This is a genomic window from Tateyamaria pelophila, from assembly GCF_019966495.1.
In the GTDB taxonomy this organism is placed as follows: Bacteria; Pseudomonadota; Alphaproteobacteria; order Rhodobacterales; family Rhodobacteraceae; genus Tateyamaria; species Tateyamaria pelophila.
Genome location: NZ_JAIMIA010000004.1, coordinates 60,601 through 79,154, shown reverse-complemented (window position 1 = coordinate 79,154; position 18,554 = coordinate 60,601). Strand labels below are relative to the sequence as shown.

General features: G+C 58.0%; 16 protein-coding genes. 11 read left to right on the top strand and 5 right to left on the bottom strand.

Annotation, left to right across the window (positions count from 1 at the left end; genetic code table 11):
• Positions 1 to 49: 49 nt before the first annotated feature.
• A complete protein-coding gene (locus LC354_RS02615) occupies positions 50 to 1,174 on the bottom strand; it encodes a Ppx/GppA phosphatase family protein (RefSeq protein WP_223421280.1) in 1,125 nt (374 codons plus the stop codon).
• A 330-nt stretch (positions 1,175 to 1,504) separates the two neighbouring features.
• Here LC354_RS02615 and LC354_RS02610 point away from each other — a divergent pair, with 330 nt between their 5' ends.
• The 6 genes from LC354_RS02610 (at position 1,505) to LC354_RS02585 (ending at position 8,838) form a co-directional block, all read left to right on the top strand.
• The gene (locus LC354_RS02610) at positions 1,505 to 1,801 is read left to right on the top strand and encodes a virulence factor (RefSeq protein ID WP_223421279.1); all 297 of its coding nucleotides are present in this window, start codon (positions 1,505 to 1,507) and stop codon (positions 1,799 to 1,801) included.
• Between the two features lie 101 nt (positions 1,802 to 1,902).
• On the top strand, positions 1,903 to 2,829 hold the full coding sequence (locus LC354_RS02605) for a methylenetetrahydrofolate reductase (RefSeq protein WP_223421278.1): 927 nt from the start codon (positions 1,903 to 1,905) through the stop codon (positions 2,827 to 2,829).
• A gap of 12 nt (positions 2,830 to 2,841) precedes the next feature.
• On the top strand, positions 2,842 to 3,924 hold the full coding sequence (locus LC354_RS02600) for a dihydropteroate synthase (RefSeq protein WP_223421277.1): 1,083 nt from the start codon (positions 2,842 to 2,844) through the stop codon (positions 3,922 to 3,924).
• Positions 3,925 to 4,363: 439 nt separating this feature from the next.
• Positions 4,364 to 5,896: an acyl--CoA ligase gene (locus tag LC354_RS02595; protein ID WP_223421276.1), complete on the top strand. Its 1,533-nt coding sequence runs from the start codon at positions 4,364 to 4,366 to the stop codon at positions 5,894 to 5,896.
• 29 nt (positions 5,897 to 5,925) lie between these two features.
• Entirely contained in the window at positions 5,926 to 6,909 is a 984-nt protein-coding gene (locus tag LC354_RS02590; protein WP_223421275.1) for a 2-dehydropantoate 2-reductase, read from the top strand.
• 258 nt (positions 6,910 to 7,167) lie between these two features.
• Positions 7,168 to 8,838: an ABC transporter ATP-binding protein gene (locus LC354_RS02585; RefSeq protein ID WP_223421274.1), complete on the top strand. Its 1,671-nt coding sequence runs from the start codon at positions 7,168 to 7,170 to the stop codon at positions 8,836 to 8,838.
• A 36-nt stretch (positions 8,839 to 8,874) separates the two neighbouring features.
• On the opposite strand, the gene LC354_RS02580 is transcribed toward LC354_RS02585, so the two are convergent.
• From LC354_RS02580 to LC354_RS28235, 4 genes are all read right to left on the bottom strand, one after another.
• The gene (locus LC354_RS02580; protein ID WP_223421273.1) at positions 8,875 to 9,795 is read right to left on the bottom strand and encodes a glycosyltransferase family 2 protein; all 921 of its coding nucleotides are present in this window, start codon (positions 9,793 to 9,795) and stop codon (positions 8,875 to 8,877) included.
• Between the two features lie 121 nt (positions 9,796 to 9,916).
• Positions 9,917 to 10,546 carry a sulfotransferase gene (locus LC354_RS02575; RefSeq protein WP_223421272.1) on the bottom strand — a complete coding sequence of 210 codons (630 nt, stop codon included), beginning with the start codon at positions 10,544 to 10,546 and terminating at the stop codon, positions 9,917 to 9,919.
• A 41-nt stretch (positions 10,547 to 10,587) separates the two neighbouring features.
• On the bottom strand, positions 10,588 to 11,670 hold the full coding sequence (locus LC354_RS02570) for an ELM1/GtrOC1 family putative glycosyltransferase (RefSeq protein ID WP_223421271.1): 1,083 nt from the start codon (positions 11,668 to 11,670) through the stop codon (positions 10,588 to 10,590).
• A 69-nt stretch (positions 11,671 to 11,739) separates the two neighbouring features.
• Positions 11,740 to 12,639 (bottom strand): glycosyltransferase family protein, encoded by a 900-nt coding sequence (locus LC354_RS28235; RefSeq protein WP_223421270.1) that lies wholly within the window; start codon positions 12,637 to 12,639, stop codon positions 11,740 to 11,742.
• A 144-nt stretch (positions 12,640 to 12,783) separates the two neighbouring features.
• Between LC354_RS28235 and LC354_RS02560 the strand changes: the two genes are divergently transcribed.
• The 5 genes from LC354_RS02560 (at position 12,784) to spt (ending at position 18,436) form a co-directional block, all read left to right on the top strand.
• Positions 12,784 to 13,929 (top strand): mitochondrial fission ELM1 family protein, encoded by a 1,146-nt coding sequence (locus LC354_RS02560; protein WP_223421269.1) that lies wholly within the window; start codon positions 12,784 to 12,786, stop codon positions 13,927 to 13,929.
• Positions 13,930 to 14,118: 189 nt separating this feature from the next.
• Positions 14,119 to 15,864: a fatty acyl-AMP ligase gene (locus LC354_RS02555; RefSeq protein ID WP_223421268.1), complete on the top strand. Its 1,746-nt coding sequence runs from the start codon at positions 14,119 to 14,121 to the stop codon at positions 15,862 to 15,864.
• Positions 15,865 to 15,882: 18 nt separating this feature from the next.
• Positions 15,883 to 16,836, top strand: coding sequence for an NAD-dependent epimerase/dehydratase family protein (locus tag LC354_RS02550; RefSeq protein ID WP_223421267.1), 954 nt, complete (start codon positions 15,883 to 15,885; stop codon positions 16,834 to 16,836).
• 131 nt (positions 16,837 to 16,967) lie between these two features.
• Positions 16,968 to 17,219 (top strand): acyl carrier protein, encoded by a 252-nt coding sequence (locus LC354_RS02545; RefSeq protein WP_223421266.1) that lies wholly within the window; start codon positions 16,968 to 16,970, stop codon positions 17,217 to 17,219.
• A complete protein-coding gene (spt, locus tag LC354_RS02540; RefSeq protein WP_223421265.1) occupies positions 17,219 to 18,436 on the top strand; it encodes a serine palmitoyltransferase in 1,218 nt (405 codons plus the stop codon). Before LC354_RS02545 ends, spt begins: the two co-directional genes overlap by 1 nt.
• Positions 18,437 to 18,554: the final 118 nt, after the last annotated feature.

Here is an 18,554-nt window from a genome sequence, read left to right as displayed (position 1 = left end):
CTGTTGTTCCCGCGATACCGCGCCCTGCGCCCGGCATCAAGGGACAGCGCTACAGCCCGTCGGTGTCCAGCACGCCATCAGCGCTCATCTGCGCATAAAGCAGCCCCTCACGCAGGCCCCTGTCCGCCACCGACAGCCGATCCGTGGGCCAGCACCGCATCAGGGCTTGCAAGATCGCGGCCCCCGACATGATCAACGCATGCCGGTCCGATCCGATGCGCGGATCAGCACGTCGCCCGCCCGGCCCCATCGCCAGATAAGACCGGATGACCGTATCAATCTGTTCGGTGGACATACGCAGCCCATCAACCTTGGTCCGGTCGTATCGTTTCAGTCCCAGATGCGACGCGGCGACTGTCGTGACAGTTCCGGATGTTCCGACGATCTGAAACCGTTCCGTTGGCTCGGTGACGTGATAAGGCGTGAATTCCGAAAGGTTTTCCTCGAAATACCAGCTCATAAGGGCAAAACGGGCCGCGTCATCCTCAACATCGTTGAATTGCTCACGCAGGGTCGCCACGCCCAGCGGCACGCTGATCCAATCGACAACGCGGGCATGGGGGATATCCGACAACGCCGGTTTGAAGCCTGAATGAAGACGCATGATGGCTTGCGGACGATCATGTTTGGGCACGTGGCTCAGATCGATCCAGACCAGTTCGGTCGAGCCGCCGCCGATATCCACCACCAGAAGATTTTCGGTTTTAGGACTGACCAGCGGTGCGCAGGAGATCACCGCAAGGCGGGCTTCCTCCTCGGTCTCGATGATATCGAGGCGTAGGCCGGTTTCGCGATGCACACGTTCGATGAATTCACGGGCGTTCAGCGCGCGACGGCAGGCTTCGGTGGCGACAAGGCGCATGCGCGTGACCTGGTGCCGCTTGAGTTTTTGCTGACAGATGCGCAGGGCCTGCACCGTGCGCGACATGGATCCGCGCGACAAACGGCCCGAACGTTCCAGGCCAAGCCCCAGTTGCACTGATTTCGAAAAACTGTCGACAACGGTAAAGCCCGCGCCTCGCGGCTCGGCGATCAACATCCGACAACTGTTCGTACCCAGATCAAGCGCTGCGTATAACGCAGGCGACCCTGTGGCACGCGGTGCGGCCTGAGATGCGCGACCCGCACCTCGCTTTTCTTGCACGCCCGCACCGTAGGGACGCTTTGGCGCCATGATATTCCGCGCCTTTCATATCGAGTTAACCTGACGATATGACTAAGAAAGCCACCGCGCAAGGGCCTCGCGACCGTTCCGCCATGCGATCTTCCGAAAGCGGTGTAGCAAAGGTCTGAAACATGCCTGTCCGAGCGCACCAAAAACCATTGAAGCACCACATATTCGACCAATTTCTACGTCCTTTGTCAGCGCGTGGCGTTGAGCGGCCCTTCGTACAGATGCCCCGACGTGCCTGCGCGTCGCAACAGCTGTCGCATTTGTCGAAAACGGGCTGTGTGGATCGCACCGGGTGCCGTATTGAAGGCCAACTGAATGCGGAGGAATCACATGCCTGACGTCACAATCGTATACTGGCGCGACATCCCGGCCCAGGTCATCGTCGGCAAGGGTCGCCGTGGCTCCAAACGCCAGCTCGAAGAGCGGTTTGAGCAGGCCATTGATCGAGCCGCGATGAAGGTAAACGCAAAGGATGCCGACGCCTACCTGGCCGAATGGCGCAAAGCGGCCCCCTATACCGTCGAAGGCGACCCCGCAGAAGTGGCTGAGGCTGAGGGACAACGTCTTGAGGCTGAATATGACGCCGCCCGCATCAAGGCGCTGATCAACAACGAAGGTTGGGCCTGAGACCAGTGCGCTTAGGTTGGGTCGAAAACCGGCACAAGTAAGACGGGCCACAGGTCCACAGTCAGTCAGCAGACCATGGGTCTGAACAGGGAGACGCCGCAATGGCACTGTTGAAGTTCAAGAAAGACGACGGCCCTGTTGCCGGCTCGCTCGGGGCAGACGTCGAGGCCCTGCTGGAGAATTACTCGATCGAGGTGATGCCGCGCACAGCCGAAAAAGTCGAAGACTTCCGCGCCCTGTTGCCCGAGGGCACCCGTGTCTACATCGCCCATATCGAAGGCACGCCGATCGAGGACATGGTCGCGACGGCCAAACGTCTGAACGCCGATGGTTTCCCCGTTATGCCGCATTTTCCCGCGCGCATCATCAAGGACACGGTTACGCTCAACGACTGGATCGCCCGCTATCAGGGCGAGGCAAATGTGGATCAGGCCTTGCTTCTGGCGGGCGGCGTCGACACGCCCCATGGTGATTTTGACAGCTCGATGCAGCTTATGGAAACTGGCGCCTTTGATCGCGCAGGTTTCAAACGGCTGCATGTCGCGGGCCATCCCGAAGGCAACAAGGACATCGACCGCAACGGCGGCATGGCCAATGTGGACGCGGCCTTGCGCTGGAAACAGGCGTTTTCCGAACGCACGGATGCGCAAATGGCCCTTGCAACGCAGTTCGCATTCGAGGCCAAGCCGATCATCGCCTGGGCTGACGCGATCAAGGCCGCAGGGATCGATCTGCCCATCCATATCGGCATAGCAGGACCTGCCAAGTTGCAGACCATGATCAAGTTCGCTATTGCCTGCGGTGTCGGCCCGTCTCTACGGGTGTTGCAACGCCGCGCCAAGGACGTGACCAAGCTGCTGGTGCCGTTTCAACCGACGGACGTGATCTCGGAACTGGCCGCGCACAAGGCCGCCAATCCCGATTTCAACGTGACACACGTCCACTTCTTTCCCTTGGGCGGCATCAAGACCAATGCCCACTGGGCCATCGAAAACGGCGGTGCTTCGGCCCGCCCAGCCAACGTCTGAAGGACTATCTGAATGGTACGCACCATCGTCGAATCCAAAACCAAGACTGCCATCATCGGCTTTGACCAGCCGTTTTGCGTCATCGGAGAGCGGATCAACCCAACGGGCCGCAAGGTGCTGAACGAAGAGTTGGAGCGTGGCGACTTTTCCCGCGTCGAAGCCGATGCCATCGCGCAAGCCGCCGCCGGTGCCACGATCCTCGACATCAATTCGGGCGCGGTGTTCTCAAACAAGATGGCCGAAGACCCGCGCTATGCCGACAACAACTTTGTCGAGCCTACACTCATGCGCGAATTGGTCGAGCGGGTGCAAGCCGTTGTGGACACGCCGCTTTGCATCGACAGTTCGGTTCCGGGTGCGCTTGAGAACGGCCTGGCCGCCGCCGAGGGACGCCCCCTGCTCAATTCGGTGACCGGGGAAGAAGAGCGCATGGAATTGGTCCTGCCGCTGGTGAAGAAATACAATGTCCCAGTCGTTGCGATCTCCAATGACGACACCGGCATATCCGAAGATCCCGACGTGCGCTTTGCCGTGGCCAAGAAGATCGTCGAGCGCGCGGCTGATTTCGGGATTCCCGCCCATGATATCGTCGTTGATCCGCTGGTGATGCCTATTGGCGCTATGGGCACGGCCGGTTTGCAGGTCTTTACCCTCGTGCGCCGCTTGCGCGAAGAATTGGGCGTCAACACGACGTGTGGTGCCTCCAATATCTCTTTCGGCCTGCCCAACCGGCACGGCATCAACAACGCCTTCCTGCCCATGGCCATGGGCGCCGGCATGACGTCTGCCATCATGAACCCGATCGCCCTGCCTGTCGGGCCGCTGAAAATCGCGGAGAAACGGGCCGAGATCGAGGCCGCCGGGATCATCCTGCCGGACGGCATGGACGACGAAGCATTCGTGCAGATGTTTGGCATGGGATCGACCAGGCCGCGCGCCGGCAAGGAAATGGAAGCGATCCGCGCGGCCAACTTCCTCACCAATAATGACGAGGGCGGCGGCGCGTGGATCCAGTTCAACCGGCAACCCCCGAAAGCCGGTCAAGAAGGCCGCGGCCGCGAAGGCCGCACAGGTGGACGCCGTCGGCGCGCCTGACCTCGTCCTTTCATGCAGGCAAAACCCGTGGCCGAAACAGGCTGCGGGTTTTGTCGTTTGGGCGTCGTCCTATTCAAAAAATGCTCAAGCTGAAGAGCCTTGTCGCGCCTTGCAGTGCGCAGCACCCACATCTGGTCCGGCGGCTTACTCCAAAATACCGACTGGGTGATTGACTGCCCGACATGGCGCGGCGCGTGACGACAAGCATTGATCTGGCATCTTGTGCGGTCTACACCTAGCGCGCATCTGACACACCGCTCTGGACACATGCGTGCGCTGGATTATGTCAGCGATACGGGGGAGACTGGAACAAGATGAACATCCAAGGCACGTTTTGCGTGTTAACCCCTTTTTTCCAACCACAATCGATTTGCCCGGCAGCGATCCGACACATCGTTGATGTCACCTGTTTCCAGATCTGAACCTCAAGGAAAGACCTATGGCCCAAACACTCAGCGCTCTACTTGCCGCCCATGACGGTGCACTCCCAGCCCTTGGCGCACCGGATCGCGCGTGGCTGAGCTATGACGCTCTGCGTCAATTGTCGACGGATGTTGCGGCCGGGCTTGCAGGCTTTGGGATCACATCCGGGGATCGGGTCGCCATTGTATTGCCCAACGGGCCGGAAATGGCTGCCGCCTTTGTCACCATCGCGCAGGCCGCGACAACAGCGCCTTTGAACCCGGCTTACAAGCAGGACGAGTACGAGTTCTATCTGGATGATCTGAGCGCCAAGGCCCTTGTCGTCATGGCGGGTGAGAACGGGCCTGCAGTGGCCGCGGCGACCAAGCTTGGCATGTTGATCCTGCGTGTCGACGTAGGCCTAGACGCGCCCGCCGGACATTTCACATTGTCGGCGGACAGCACAGCGACGCCTGTCGAGGCCAAGGCGGTGACCGAAGACGACGTGGCCCTGATCCTGCACACATCCGGTACAACATCGCGACCAAAAATCGTACCGCTGCTGCATCGCAATCTGGCGGCCTCTGCACTCAACATCAAAACCGCGCTGGCGTTGACGCCCGAGGATCGGTGCATGAATGTCATGCCGCTCTTTCACATTCACGGATTGATTGCAGCGGTCTCCGCCTCTCTTGCGGCTGGCGGGTCGATCTGGTGCGCGCCCGGCTTTGATGCGTTGCGGTTTTTTGGCTGGATGCAGGCCGCGCAGCCCACATGGTACACGGCTGTGCCGACCATGCATCAGGCGATCTTGTCGCGCGCACCGCGCAATGCAGAGACCATCGCCGCGGTCCCGTTGCGCTTCTTGCGATCTTCATCCGCGTCCCTGCCCGCACAAGTCATGGAGGCGTTGGTCAAAACCTTCAACGCCCCCGTCATCGAAGCCTACGGCATGACCGAAGCCACCCACCAGATGGCGTCCAACCCCCTGCCCCCGCGGGCGCAAAAGCCGGGCTCGGTCGGGATTGCGGCCGGGCCCGAAGTCCGGATCGCCCATGAGATCGAAAATCACCTGATTGATGGGGTTGGCGAGATTGTCATTTCCGGGGACAACGTTACGCCGGGCTATGAAAGCAACCCCGATGCCAACGCCAAAAACTTCTTCGAGGATGCTGGCAAGCGCTGGTTCCGGACAGGCGATCAAGGCTCGCTGGATGACGAAGGGTATCTGAGCCTCACCGGTCGACTCAAGGAGATCATCAACCGAGGTGGCGAAAAGATCAGCCCGCTGGAAGTGGACGGCATCCTGATGGATCACCCCTCCGTTGGACAGGTCGTGACCTTTGCCCTGCCCCATCCGAAACTGGGCGAAGAAGTGGCTGCCGCCGTTGTCCTGCGCGAAGGGGCCGACGCGACCGAAGCCGACATTCGCAGCTTTGCGCAGGAACGGCTGGCCGAGTTCAAAGTGCCACGCAAGATTATCATCATGGACGAAATCCCCAAGGGCGCGACGGGCAAGATGCAACGCATCGGCCTTGCCGAAAAACTCGGGCTGGTCCGTCCGGCCTGAGGAATCCGTCGCAAACGTAAGGAAACACTATGAAAATCTGTATTTTCGGCGCGGGCGCCATCGGTGGTTACATGGGCGTGAAACTGGCGCAGGCCGGCGCGGATGTGAGCCTTGTGGCGCGCGGACCGCATTTGGCGGCGATGAACGCCAAAGGGCTGACCCTGATCGAAGACGGTGCCGATCCGGTGACGGTTTCGGTCACCGCCAGCGACAATCCGGCCGATCTGGGGCCGCAGGACTATGTGATCGTGACCCTCAAGGCCCATTCTGTTCCGTCTGTCGTGGGGGCCATGCAGCCCTTGATCGGTGATCACACGACGATCGTCAGTGGTGTGAACGGGTTGCCGTGGTGGTATTTCCACAAGATCGGCGGCGATCTGGAAGGCACGCGTCTGACATCGGTCGACCCCGGCAATGCGCAGTGGGACGGGTTTGGCCCTGACCGGGTATTGGGCTGCGTGGTCTATCCGGCGGCTGACGTTCCCGAGCCGGGCACCATCCGGCACATCTCCGGCAATCGGTTTCTTCTGGGCGAGCCGGACGGCAGTCGGTCCGACCGTGCGGTAGCGTTGTCGCAGGCTTTGATTGCCGCAGGGCTCAAGGCACCTGTGCGCCCCAAATTGCGCGACGACATCTGGGTCAAACTGTGGGGGAACCTGTCGTTCAACCCCATCTCTGCCCTGACCGACGCAACTCTGGAAGTGCTGTGCACCGATCCCGGCACGCGCGACGTAGCGCGCAACATGATGATCGAGGCTCAGATGATTGCCGAAAAGCTGGGTGTGAAGTTCCCCATCGACGTGGAGCGGCGCATTGACGGCGGCGCATCCGTGGGCGCGCACCGCACATCGATGTTGCAAGATCTTGACGCTGGACGGCCGATGGAAATCGATGCGCTGGTCAGCTCGGTTCAGGAACTGGGCCGCGTGACGCAGACCCCGACGCCCACGATCGACACTGTTCTTGCCCTCGTCAAACTCAGGGCCCGCACCGCTGGCCTCTATGGAGGGTGATCAAACGCCTCGTGGACTGTCACGTTCCGCGCGCCAGTGACCCGTGATCCATGCGTGCGCCCAAATATTCGGCTCGGCACGATTTTGCCGAAGTGTACGTCAAATATGACGTGTGGACATAGCAACCTGTGCGCAAAATGGCCTTTAGATTGCTCGCATCCATTGTCATAAGGGGCGCGAAGAAGTCAGTTAGGGATAGATCCGCTGCGTAGCGTTCTGACAATATTTTTTAAGGCAGGCGGGACAAGACCGATCGTCGTGCTGCTGTGCCTGTTCCTGAGCGGGATCGCGCAAGGTATCGGACTGGCCAGCCTCTTGCCGACCATTTCCATGGCGCTCGGCGATGCGGGTGGCGAGCAAAGCTCGAGTGTGACGAAAGTCACAGAATGGCTGGGCTATTTCGGGATCGAAGCCACCATTGCAACGCTTGTGGCGTTCGTGGTTTCGACGGTCATTCTCAAGAACGTGCTCACGCTGACGGCCATGACCTATGTGGGCTATACGGTTGCCGACATCACCACCAACATCCGCCGTGATCTGGTCAACGCGCTTCTTGTAGTGCGTTGGGGCTATTTTACGACACAGCCGATTGGCAGGATTACAAACGCCTTGAGCGGTGAAGCGACCCGTGCCGGGACCGCCTATCTCGCCGCTGCGAACATGATGGTGTATACGATTCAGGCCGTTGTTTATACGGTGGTTGCCATCTTCATTTCCTGGGAGGCCGCCCTGATCGCCCTGGCCGTGGGCGCGACGGTGGCGATGTCGCTCGGCTTCATGATCAGAAGCGCCCGGCGCGCGGGTATGAAACAAACCAAGCACGCCCGCAATTTCATTTCCTATCTGAGCGACACGCTGAACAATATCAAACCGCTCAAGGCCATGGCACGCCAAGCCGATTTTGAGCGCCTCATGAGTGGGAACATCGCGAAACTGCGCAGCGCCTTGCGCAAGCAGGTCGTCGCCAAAGAGTCGCTCAAGGCCTCGAACGAGACACTGGCCGCGATTGTTCTGGGCGTCGGCATTACACTGGCCATCGTCTACTGGGGTTTTCCCCCAGCAGAGCTGGCCGTGATGGGTCTGGTGCTGACCCAATTGGTTAAAACCTTCAACAAGATGCAAAATGAGTACCAAAAGGCCGCGATCTCAGAGAGCGCATATTTCACCCTGCTGGATCAGATTGCCGAAGCCGACAGCGAAAAAGAGCCCGATCCATCGACAGAGGCTCCTTCTTTCGAGCGGGAATGCAGTTTCGTCGATGTGCATTTCGCCCATCCGCGCAGTCCTGTTCTTCAGGGGCTGACCCTTGAATTCAAGAAGAATGCGACGACCGTGCTGACCGGGCCTTCCGGCTCGGGAAAAACAACGATCACCGATATTCTGCTGGGCTTTTATGCGCCGGATTCCGGTCAGGTGCTGATTGATGGTCGGCCCTTGCAGGACTTTTCGCTGCGCCAATGGCGGTCGATGGTGGGCTATGTGCCGCAGGAACCGATCCTGTTTCATGACACCATCTATTCCAATATCGCGCTGGGCAACGCAGAGATCAGCGAAGAGGACGCTTTGCGCGCTCTGTCCCTCGCGGGTGCACGCGAATTTGTCGACACGATGCCCTTGGGGATCCACACCGAAGTTGGTGAAAAAGGGGCCATGATTTCAGGCGGGCAGCGTCAAAGGATCGCCCTTGCACGGGCTTTGGTGTGCAAGCCCAGCATCCTGATCCTGGACGAGGTCACAAGTGCGCTCGACCCCTCATCAGAGAAGGAAATCGTCGAGAATATCAGCACCCTCGGCGGTCAGGTGACGGTCATCGCGATCACCCACAGGCCCGCATTTGTCGATATTGCGGATCGGGTGTATCAACTGGCTGGAGGAAAGGTTGCATCTATCGTGGGTGGATCAGCACCTTTCGTTGCAAGCGCCGAATAGGTCTGCGTGCATCGTCTCGGGACACTGGCTGTATAATCAGCCAAAGATGTCTTTATTGAGTATCAATCCGTTCTGCTCCAGCACCTTTTTCTGGCGCTTGCTGAGGCAATAAAGCCGCCGAAACACCATCCTGATTGGTTTGTTCCCAAGCCGACCTGCGACATTGGCAAGCCGCGCCTGACGTTTGCGCTTTTTGCTCCCCGTGCCGCCATCTTCCTTGAACTTCGGCGCGCGGCGTTCAAACTTCACTTTCCAACGTCTAAAGCTGATGGCGTCGTAGTGCGCCAGATAAACCATCGATCGCCCCCCGACTTTTGACGCCAGGGTCGAGATTTCCTTGCCGTCCCGTTCAGCTTCGTGCGTACCGACACAGATATCGTCAATGCCCGTGCGCGTAATGCTCTTGCCGTGTGAATGGCTGGCGAGCCCTTCGGCCATGTATCGCCCAATTAGCCCATAAAGCCAAAATCTCTTGCGCTTCCATTCCGAAACATCAGTGAAGGGCAGCCGAAACAAGGTTGTCCCGAAAGCAGTATCAATATCTTCGCCCGGCCCCCAGACGGCCTCTGCCGTTGGAAAGTTGACGGATTCAATCTCTTTCGGAACAGCCTCTAACCACTGCCCCAAAGGTTCGTCGGAAATGATGAACTCGTCTGCATCGCACACAAGAAGCCAGTCACTTTCGCAAGTCTTGTAAGCCATCTGATAAACTGCGTATTGCCGATCTCGCAGTCGACCGGGCCTTGTGCTGCCATGGTCTTGCCAAAACTCCGGTGTACAGGGGATCAGTGACACCGGGCCATCAGGCGCGAAAATGCCCGTTTTGGAAAAGTGATCGACGGCACCGTCAAAGAAAACGAAAATATGCTGCGCGCCAAGGCGTTCATACTGCTCGCAGAAATGACGAACAATTTCTTCGTCCTCTTTCACAATCGCCACGACCGAAAAACTTGCCAAAACCGGACTTCCTCACGCTTGGTGCTCTTTGTCAGCTACATATCTCACCGGGAATGATTTGTAATGTCACTTTCAAATTACATGGCTGGTTTTCGTGACGCTCGACGAATTACCCTTACTGTCAGACCTGCGGCGAAGCAGGATATTTCTTCTTGCCAATATGGCCCCAGTGGGACCCATCAAGTTCCACCTGTAACAGATCACTTATCATTCCGGGGACATTGTCATTATTTATGTCGATCTCAACAAAATTTGTGGCCCCTTTGAAATAAGACCTGACATCTGCCTCGAGGCGGAGCCTCTGTGTTTTCCAGACTTCAAAAACGACATCAGGTTCGGATGTGTTATTCAGGCTCATTTGTCTTTTGATAAATGAATTCTCGCCCAATTTCTGTGATTGTGATGCTCTGCTTCGTAGCCAGTCTTCCAAATTGCGTTTGTTGTAAATGAAGAAGCTTCCCGGGTAATCACGGTCCAGGATCTTGAAAAAACTGTTCGCCTCAATGTTTATGCTGTGATTGGCAAAAATCATATCGGAATAGACTTGGTACCGTCGATCGTAACCGGTCAGAATTTTCTTGCCGGACAACATGTTGCGCAGCATCCGCAATGCCAGTTTTCCGTCATCCCAATGCACCGATGCGTACCCATTTCCGGCAAACAACTGGTGAATGGATCGAGTGGCCGTCTTGTTGAACCCAATTATGAAAATGAGGGGTCTTTGTTCCTTCTTCCACCAAGCAAATTTCATGATCGCGTCGCGAACAGCGTCGAATAGAAAGCTCCAAGATTTCATGATGAAAGTGTCGACGGATCGCGCTTCCATGCGTCGATACAGTCGATCATGACGCGCCGCGCCGCTTCGATATCGTCCCGATCCACGGTGCGGCGCTCGAAGTTGATCTCACCTTCGAATGGCTGGGCATACCCTTTTTTAAGGGTGGTTTCGATAAATCGGTGATTTCTGGTGCCTTCGCGTTTCACCGGAAGCTTGACAGTATAGACGGGTTTGCCCGTCGCACAGGCTTCGGCAACCATTGTGATCGAATCCGGTGTCACGACAAAAGCTCCCGCCCCCGCGCATGCGTCCAGAAATCCCTGTCGGTCCGCCGCATCCACCAGTTTGGCGCTCGTGTTTGCAAACCGCTTATGAAACGCCTGCTCGACCTCTGGTTTGGTCCGCCGTGAAAAGACGATGCTGATGGAAAAGGATTGCACCAAAGCGTCGAGATGATCGAGGAAGGCCTCGTAGTCCGCAACTTCGTCGCCATAGGTGATGTTCAGCCCACCCAGCAAAACCGCGACCCCGTTCTCCTTGGAGGCAGAAACGGGCAAGGGCCTGCAGATCGGGGCATCAACCCAGATCTGTTTCGGGTTCCAGGGATAGCGATTTTCTTCGTCACGATCCTCTTCCCGCTCGTGTTTCGACCGCAGCATGACGTCCGTGCACCTTGTGGTCCACTTTTTGGGGGATCCGATAAACAGGATGAACACGTTATCGCCGCGCAGTTTCTTGATCAACCGGCATGCCGGCAGAACCGAACGTCCGCTGGCCAGAATGATGAACTTACCCTTGCGAAAACGCCACGCGATCCGCAACGCGGGTAAGAGCCAGCGGGTTTTTTCCAGCTCGCGACGCCAGTCCGGCAAGGCCTTGTTCACGCCGGGTTCCTGAATCACGTCTTCGATTTCGAGACCGATCAGGTCAGCCACGGCAATGCACTGTGTCACATGGCCGTTTTTGGCTGTACTGAGCACAAATGACCGGATCGCTTCACCGTCATGTGCAATCAGATCGGACCCGCCACCCGCGACAGGTATGGTATCCGTTTGTGCAGTCGTCGCGTGGGCCAACCGTGTGAGCGATTCAGTCACAATGCATCTCTTTCTTGTCTAGGCCTCAGCTTCGGCAAGGCTCGACAGGTCTTGGTCGTATGGGTGCGCTCAAGCGGCTTTGCGGACGTCGTTCAACACGAGATCCACAGCGGGAACCCGGTCCATCACGTCAAAGGCATCGTGACGGACATGGTTATGGGCCATCTCCGCCTTGATTTGCTCTTCCGTGATCTCACCGGCATCAAGGCATTCCTTCAACAGACTGAAAAAGAACTGTTCCTGCCGGGGATCGGGATGTTTCAGATAGCTGCCTTTCTTCTTGTATCCGCTTATGCCGAGCATGCGCAAAAGCTTGTTCGGACGGTTTGTGAAGTCAATCGGCAGGCCGGTCTTCCACGGCTGTGTGCGCCGTTTCGTGTTGTGGATCAGCTTCGTGTCCGGCTCCAGGCGGTCAAAGTCGTTCCAGAACGATTCCAGATACCCGATGGAGCCTTCGGGCTCATTGCGCAATTCGATCCAGTCCTCGTAGTCCAGATCTCCCGCGAACATCGCTTCGAACTGCTTTTTGACGTTCCAGTGGCCCAGTTTCGCGCAATCCAGCAGCATCACGCTGGACGCCACATAGTTGGCGTGCCCTTTGTGACCGGGGCGCGGCTTCGCACAAACGGCTTTGCCTTCCATGTCTCGATCGAAGAGTTCGTTGATATCGCCCACCGCAAAGACATCCGGGTCGATGACGATCGCGCGCCCTTCATATCCCATGATTTCGGGGGGCATGAACCGGACCGGAGTAAAGGACTGCAGGTCGGCGTTTTGCCAGGTGCGCCAGTTGCCCCCCCGCAAGAATTTCCGGCCCTCGAATTCCGCAAACACCGGAAAATCTTCCTGCGCCGTGATCTGCACGTCAAAGGCGTCCGGATTGGCAGAATTCCGCTTGAGCGAGTGTTTGCCGACAATCGCCCCAGCCATCTGCTTCGAATTGGTATGGATGAAAACCGTCTTTTTCAATGGATTGCCCTTCCTTCGAATTCACACTGCGCCAGCTGTTGCCATGGATGGCTGAGCAATTGGATTTTTTTAACGCCTTTCCCGTTTCAGCGCAATCCGCTAGGCTCCGGGTTCAGTCAGCGGTGCTCATAGGTGTCCGGATACGTGAAAGCAAGAACAAGTGATCGCGCATCATATACGGACGATGATCGGACCTTGCCACAGGTGTGGGTTTTGCAGGGGCATCGAACCGGCGACAATCTTCAGGTGCAGGCCTTGGCCGACGGTTTGGGATGGCCTTGGGCCAGTAAAACGCTGGAGTGGCAAAAGAGGCTGCCACGCTGGACGCCGCTTTATGGTCGATCCGCCCATTTGAATCATCTGACCCCAAAGGCCAGAGGCGCGTTTGCACCGCCATGGCCTGATCTGGTCTTGTCGATCGGATGGCGCAGCGTGCCTGTGACCCGATGGATCAAATCGCAATGCAACGCCCGTCTGGTTCATCTGGGGCGTCCCCGCGCGCCGCTTGCGCCGTTCGATCTGGTGCTGACCACGCCGCAATACCGCCTGCCGGACAGCCCCAATGTGGTGCAACTGTCAGGCCCCCTGACGGCCATGTCTCCGGACATGCTGACCGCATCGGCGGCGGCCTGGGCACCTCAGCTTGCTGATCTTCCCGGTCCATGGACCGCGGTGCTGGTTGGGGGTGACACGCCCACGTTGCGTTTTCCGTCGGAAGCGGCAGACGTATTGGCCGCCGCGTGCAATCGGCATGCGGCACAAAACCAAGGTGCGCTGTTGATCGCCACCAGCCCCCGGACCCCGGCCAGGGTGACTGAGATACTACGTCAATCCATCACCGCACCGTCGTTCTTTCACGTCTGGCACAAGGACGCTGACAACCCCTATGCCGCTTTTCTGAAATTGGCCGATCAGTTCATCGTCACCAATGACAGTATATCGATGACCCAGGAGGCGGCCCTGACCGGGCGCCCGTTGCACATTTTCCCCCTGACCTCGCAGGATCGATGGCGAGACAGCGCCATGCGCAGTCTGGACGGAAAACTGCGCCGTGGCGACAGCGCGATCGCTCGGGTCTACCTGCGCATGATCCGGGAGGGAGTGCTCTATCCGCCTAAATCACCGTCCGACTATTTTCAGGCTCTTTTACGCGATGGGCGTGCCGCGATGCTGGGCAAGCCCGGCGCGCGAGGCCAAAATGTGCCGGTCCTGCCGGAAACCGAGGCTGCGGTTCAGGCAGTGCGGGCGCTTTTTGAAACGACACACGCGACACAAACGGGCAACACCTGACCGGGCAAAGACCGCGTTGCGGCACAATTAATACTTCACTTTGGCAACAACTTGTGAGTATGCACGGCCCGCTCCATCTGGTGTGTATGCGGCGGATGTGAATCGACGCAGTGCGGCGACACTATTTCTTTTGCCACGGCGGTGACGACACGCATCACCCGCGCACCGAACGAACGAGGAAACGACGGCTTGACCAAGATTGCGACCCCCACTCCGACCGACCGTGGTATTCCCTTCAAGGCGGCGGGCTTTCGTTCCTTTCCAGAAGCATTGGATTATGCGGCGCAAGGCGACACCGGCGTCAACTTCTTTACCGGGCGCGGCGAAATCAACGAAGTTCTACCCTACAGGGATTTGCGGCTGCAATCATTGCAATTGGCACAACAACTGATCGCCCTTGGTCTGGAACCGGGCGACCGTGTTGCCATCATCGCCGAAAGCGACGGTGATTTTCTGCGGGTGTTTGCGGCCTGTCAATATGCCAGCCTGATCCCGATGCCCGTGCCCCTGCCCGCCGCGTTTCGCGGGCGTGCCGGTTACGTCGACCAGACCCGCCGGATGATCGCCGCCGCCCGCGCCAAGGCGGCGTTTGGCCCCGCGGAGATGCAGAGCATGCTGCTTGAGGCCACGGCAGATCTGGGATTGAAGTTCACCGGCACGGTGGCCGAGGTGCCCGCGCTGCAGGACACGGTTATATTGCCAGACCTGCGCACGGATGGGCTGGCCTATCTGCAATTCTCTTCGGGCAGCACACGCGCGCCGATGGGCGTGGCCGTGACGCACGACGCGTTCATTGCCAACACGGCTGCCATCTCGCTGTCGGGCATGACAATCCAGCCCGAAGACCGCTGCACCACCTGGCTGCCGTTTTATCATGACTTGGGACTGGTGGGCTGTCTGTTGACGCCGATCGTCACTCAGATGTCCATCGACATCATCCCGACCCGTGATTTCGCCAAACGCCCCATGACATGGCTGTCCACGATTAGCACGCATGGCGGAACGTTGTCCTTTGGGCCAACCTTTGGATATGAACTGTGCGTGCGTCGCGCCGAACGCACGAAACCACCCGAAAGCCTTGACCTGTCCAAGTGGCGGGCTGCTGGCATTGGCGGTGACATGGTACGCCCGTCCGTTCTGGAAAGCTTTTCAGGGACGTTTGCCGAATATGGGTTCCGCGCCAGCTCGTTCTCGCCCAGCTATGGAATGGCCGAGGCCGTCGTGGCCATCAGCTTTCATGAGCCTGGAAAAGGGTTGGTGGTCGACACCGTCGACCTGGACAGGTTGGAAGAAGATGGGCATGTGGTGCCCGCAACCGAAAGTACAGCCCGCGTGCGTTCTTTTGTCCGCTGCGGCAAGGTGCTGCCGGGACACGAATTGCAAGTCCGCGACGGCGACGGCAATGTTCTGCCAGATATGCGCGTGGGCTGTTTTTTCCTGCGCGGCCCCAGCATGATGCAAGGCTATGATGGCCTGCCCGAAGAAACCGCCGCTGTGCTTGCCGAAGATGGCTGGTTGAATACGGGCGATCTTGGCTATCTGTCTGACGGTGAGATTGCGATTACAGGCCGGGCCAAGGATCTGATCATCATCAACGGTCGCAATATCTGGCCTCAGGATCTGGAATGGTCCGTGGAACGTGAAGTCAGCGCGTGTCGCACCGGTGACGTGGCTGCCTTCTCGCTTCAGAAGGATAATGAAGAAGTAATTGTCCTTCTGGTCCAATGCCGCGCCACGGATACTGCGGCTCGAGAAGCCCTGCGTGCTGAAGTCGAGAATGTCGTGAGCGGCTCACATGGTGTACATTCCAAGGTCGTTCTCGTACCGCATAACAGTTTGCCACACACTTCATCTGGCAAGCTGAGCCGCACCAAATCCCGCCAGCAATACCTTGATGGTATTATTGCAGAACTGCCTGCACCACAGACACCGTGACGCCCCGGGATCAGTGTCTTGACCTCGCCGCATAAGCCACTGGCCGTCGTGACAGGCGGAACCGGCTTTGTCGGTCGTTACATTCTGGCAGATCTGATCCGGGCGGGCTGGAATATCCGGATGCTGGTGCGCAGCGAACCCCTGCACCCGCTTGTGCCCAACCTGAACGCCGAGATTGTTCTGGGCGACCTGTCGGATCAATCCGCGTTGGAACGGCTCTGTGCGGGCGCTGATGTGGTTATCCATGGCGCTGGTCTGATCAAGGCAAGGTCTCGCGACCATTTCTTTTCCGTGAACGAAAACGGCAGTGCGAACCTCGCGCGGGCCGCTGCCCAAGTCGCCCCCAAAGCTCCTGTTCTAGTGGTTTCATCGATGGCTGCGCGAGCGCCAGAGCTATCAGATTACGCTGCCAGCAAGCGCGCGGGCGAGGATGCGGTGACCAAAAATGCGACCGGATCGGTCATAGTTTTACGCCCATCGGCAGTTTATGGCCGATGGGATCGGGAAACATTTCCATTGTTTCAGATGGCGTCCAAGGGACGGGTTTTCGCCCCTAAAGCGCCTTCGTCCCGCATATGCCTGATTAATGCAACCGATGTTTCAAGCGCCGTTGTTGCAATGGCCAAAGCTGGCGATCACGACGCGATTTACGAACTGACCGACGACGTGCGGGACGGTTACACATGGGGTGAAATCGCTCGGGCTGCAGGTCAATCTGTCGGAACATCGCCAAGCGTTATACGCATTCCACCTTTTATTTTAAGGGCGGGCGGCCATATTTCCGGGATCAGCGCCCGCCTGATCGGAAAAACTCCGATCCTGACGGCAGGCAAAGTGCGTGAAATGCTGCATGGCGACTGGAGTTCCTCGGCCAGCGCCCAACCCCCGCCCGAAATCTGGCGTCCTCAGGTCACGCTGAAAGACGGATTTTCAGACACCGCAAAATGGTACAAGTCACGGCATTGGCTCTGAAATACTTAGTAGGAAAACGTGACGCCCATTTGCGCCACCAGACCTTTTCAAAAGGCCCATTAACACTTGATAAGGAGGGCACATAAAAAAACTGCGACGATAACGCTGCAGGCACATTGGACAGAAACGATATGGACAACGCAGAGATCGAGACGGTGATCGTCACCGAACTTACGACGATTACCAACGGCGCGGCCGGTATCACAGCCGAAACAAACATTGTTCGGGACCTGAGCCTGGACTCATTGGCTGTGATGGACCTGGTGATGGCGCTCGAAGATCACTTCGACATTTCGATCCCGCTGGATCGTATTGCCGAAACTGAGACCGTCACACAATTGGCGGGTGTCGTTCAGTCCTTGCAAACAGAGGTAGAAGCATAATGGGTATTCTGGACAAATTCAAAGATCTGCGCAGCGCCTATGACGATGTTAAGTCAGCGGGCAGCGATCCATTCTCCGTTCGCTTTGACAAAATCCTGTCGCCGACCGAGGGGATCGTCGCTGGCAAGAAGACCATATTGCTGGGCACCAACAACTACCTCGGGCTGACCTTTGACAAGCAAAGCGTCGAGACCGCCGTGACGGCGTTGCGTGAAAACGGCACTGGCACAACAGGCTCGCGGATCGCCAATGGCTCTTACGGCTGGCATGCCCGCCTTGAGCGTGATCTGGCGGCATTCTTTGGCCGCAAGCATGCAATGATGTTCACCACTGGCTATCAGGCCAACCTGGGGATCATCGCAACATTGGCAGGTCGGGACGACCACCTTGTAATCGACGCGGACTCCCACGCCTGTATCTATGACGCGTGCAAGCTGACACCGGCCCCTGTGACGCGGTTCAAGCACAACGATCCCGACGACCTGCGCACACGTCTGCGCCGCCTCAAGAACAAGGGCGGCAACGTGATCGTGGTGACCGAAGGCATCTTCAGCATGCTGGGCGACAAGGCCCCGCTGAAAGAGATCGTCGAAGTGACCAAGGAATTCGGTGCGTATCTGATCGTGGACGAAGCCCACTCGATGGGCGTTCTGGGCAAGCACGGTCGCGGATTGGCCGAGGAGTGTGGCGTTGAGGACGATGTCGACTTTATCGTCGGCACGTTCAGCAAAAGCCTCGGTGCCATCGGCGGGTTCTGTGTTTCGAACATCGACGACTTTGATCTGCTGAAAGTGGCGTGCCGCCCCTATATGTTCACGGCGTCGCTGCCCTCGTCGGTCGTGGCGTCGGTCGTAACCTCGCTGGAAAAAGTCAAGAACGGCGAACTTCTGCGCGAAAAGCTGATGGGCAATGCGCGTCGTCTTTACGACGGCATGGCGGCAGCTGGTTTTTCGGTTGGTCCGGATGCGAGCCCTGTCGTCGCGGTTCAATTGCCATCGCCCGAAATGGCGATCGCCTTCTGGAACGCGCTGCTGAATGAAGGTCTCTATGTCAACCTTGCGTTGCCACCGGCCACGCCGGCAAACATGTGCCTGTTGCGCAGCAGTGTGAGTGCCGCGCATTCGCATGAGCAAATCGATCAGGCCATTGCCCTCTTTACCAAGATCGGTCTTGCGTTCGGCGTGATCGAACCCGAGCGTATTGCAAGCTTTGGCTAACGCCTGAAAATATCACCTGAAACAACAAAATCCTCCGCGGCTTTGGATAATCAATCCAAACGCGGAGGATTTTTTTTGATGGCTATGCGATGCGTTTGCGCCCCGATTTGGGCAAACG

What these genes read in the sequence shown, in the direction of transcription:
- LC354_RS02615 (WP_223421280.1), bottom strand. Translation starts at nt 1,174, where the DNA reads ATGGCGCCAAAGCGTCCCTACGGTGCGGGCGTGCAAGAAAAGCGAGGT.
- LC354_RS02610 (WP_223421279.1), top strand. Translation starts at nt 1,505, where the DNA reads ATGCCTGACGTCACAATCGTATACTGGCGCGACATCCCGGCCCAGGTC.
- LC354_RS02605 (WP_223421278.1), top strand. Translation starts at nt 1,903, where the DNA reads ATGGCACTGTTGAAGTTCAAGAAAGACGACGGCCCTGTTGCCGGCTCG.
- LC354_RS02600 (WP_223421277.1), top strand. Translation starts at nt 2,842, where the DNA reads ATGGTACGCACCATCGTCGAATCCAAAACCAAGACTGCCATCATCGGC.
- LC354_RS02595 (WP_223421276.1), top strand. Translation starts at nt 4,364, where the DNA reads ATGGCCCAAACACTCAGCGCTCTACTTGCCGCCCATGACGGTGCACTC.
- LC354_RS02590 (WP_223421275.1), top strand. Translation starts at nt 5,926, where the DNA reads ATGAAAATCTGTATTTTCGGCGCGGGCGCCATCGGTGGTTACATGGGC.
- LC354_RS02575 (WP_223421272.1), bottom strand. Translation starts at nt 10,546, where the DNA reads ATGAAATTTGCTTGGTGGAAGAAGGAACAAAGACCCCTCATTTTCATA.
- LC354_RS02545 (WP_223421266.1), top strand. Translation starts at nt 16,968, where the DNA reads ATGGACAACGCAGAGATCGAGACGGTGATCGTCACCGAACTTACGACG.
- spt (WP_223421265.1), top strand. Translation starts at nt 17,219, where the DNA reads ATGGGTATTCTGGACAAATTCAAAGATCTGCGCAGCGCCTATGACGAT.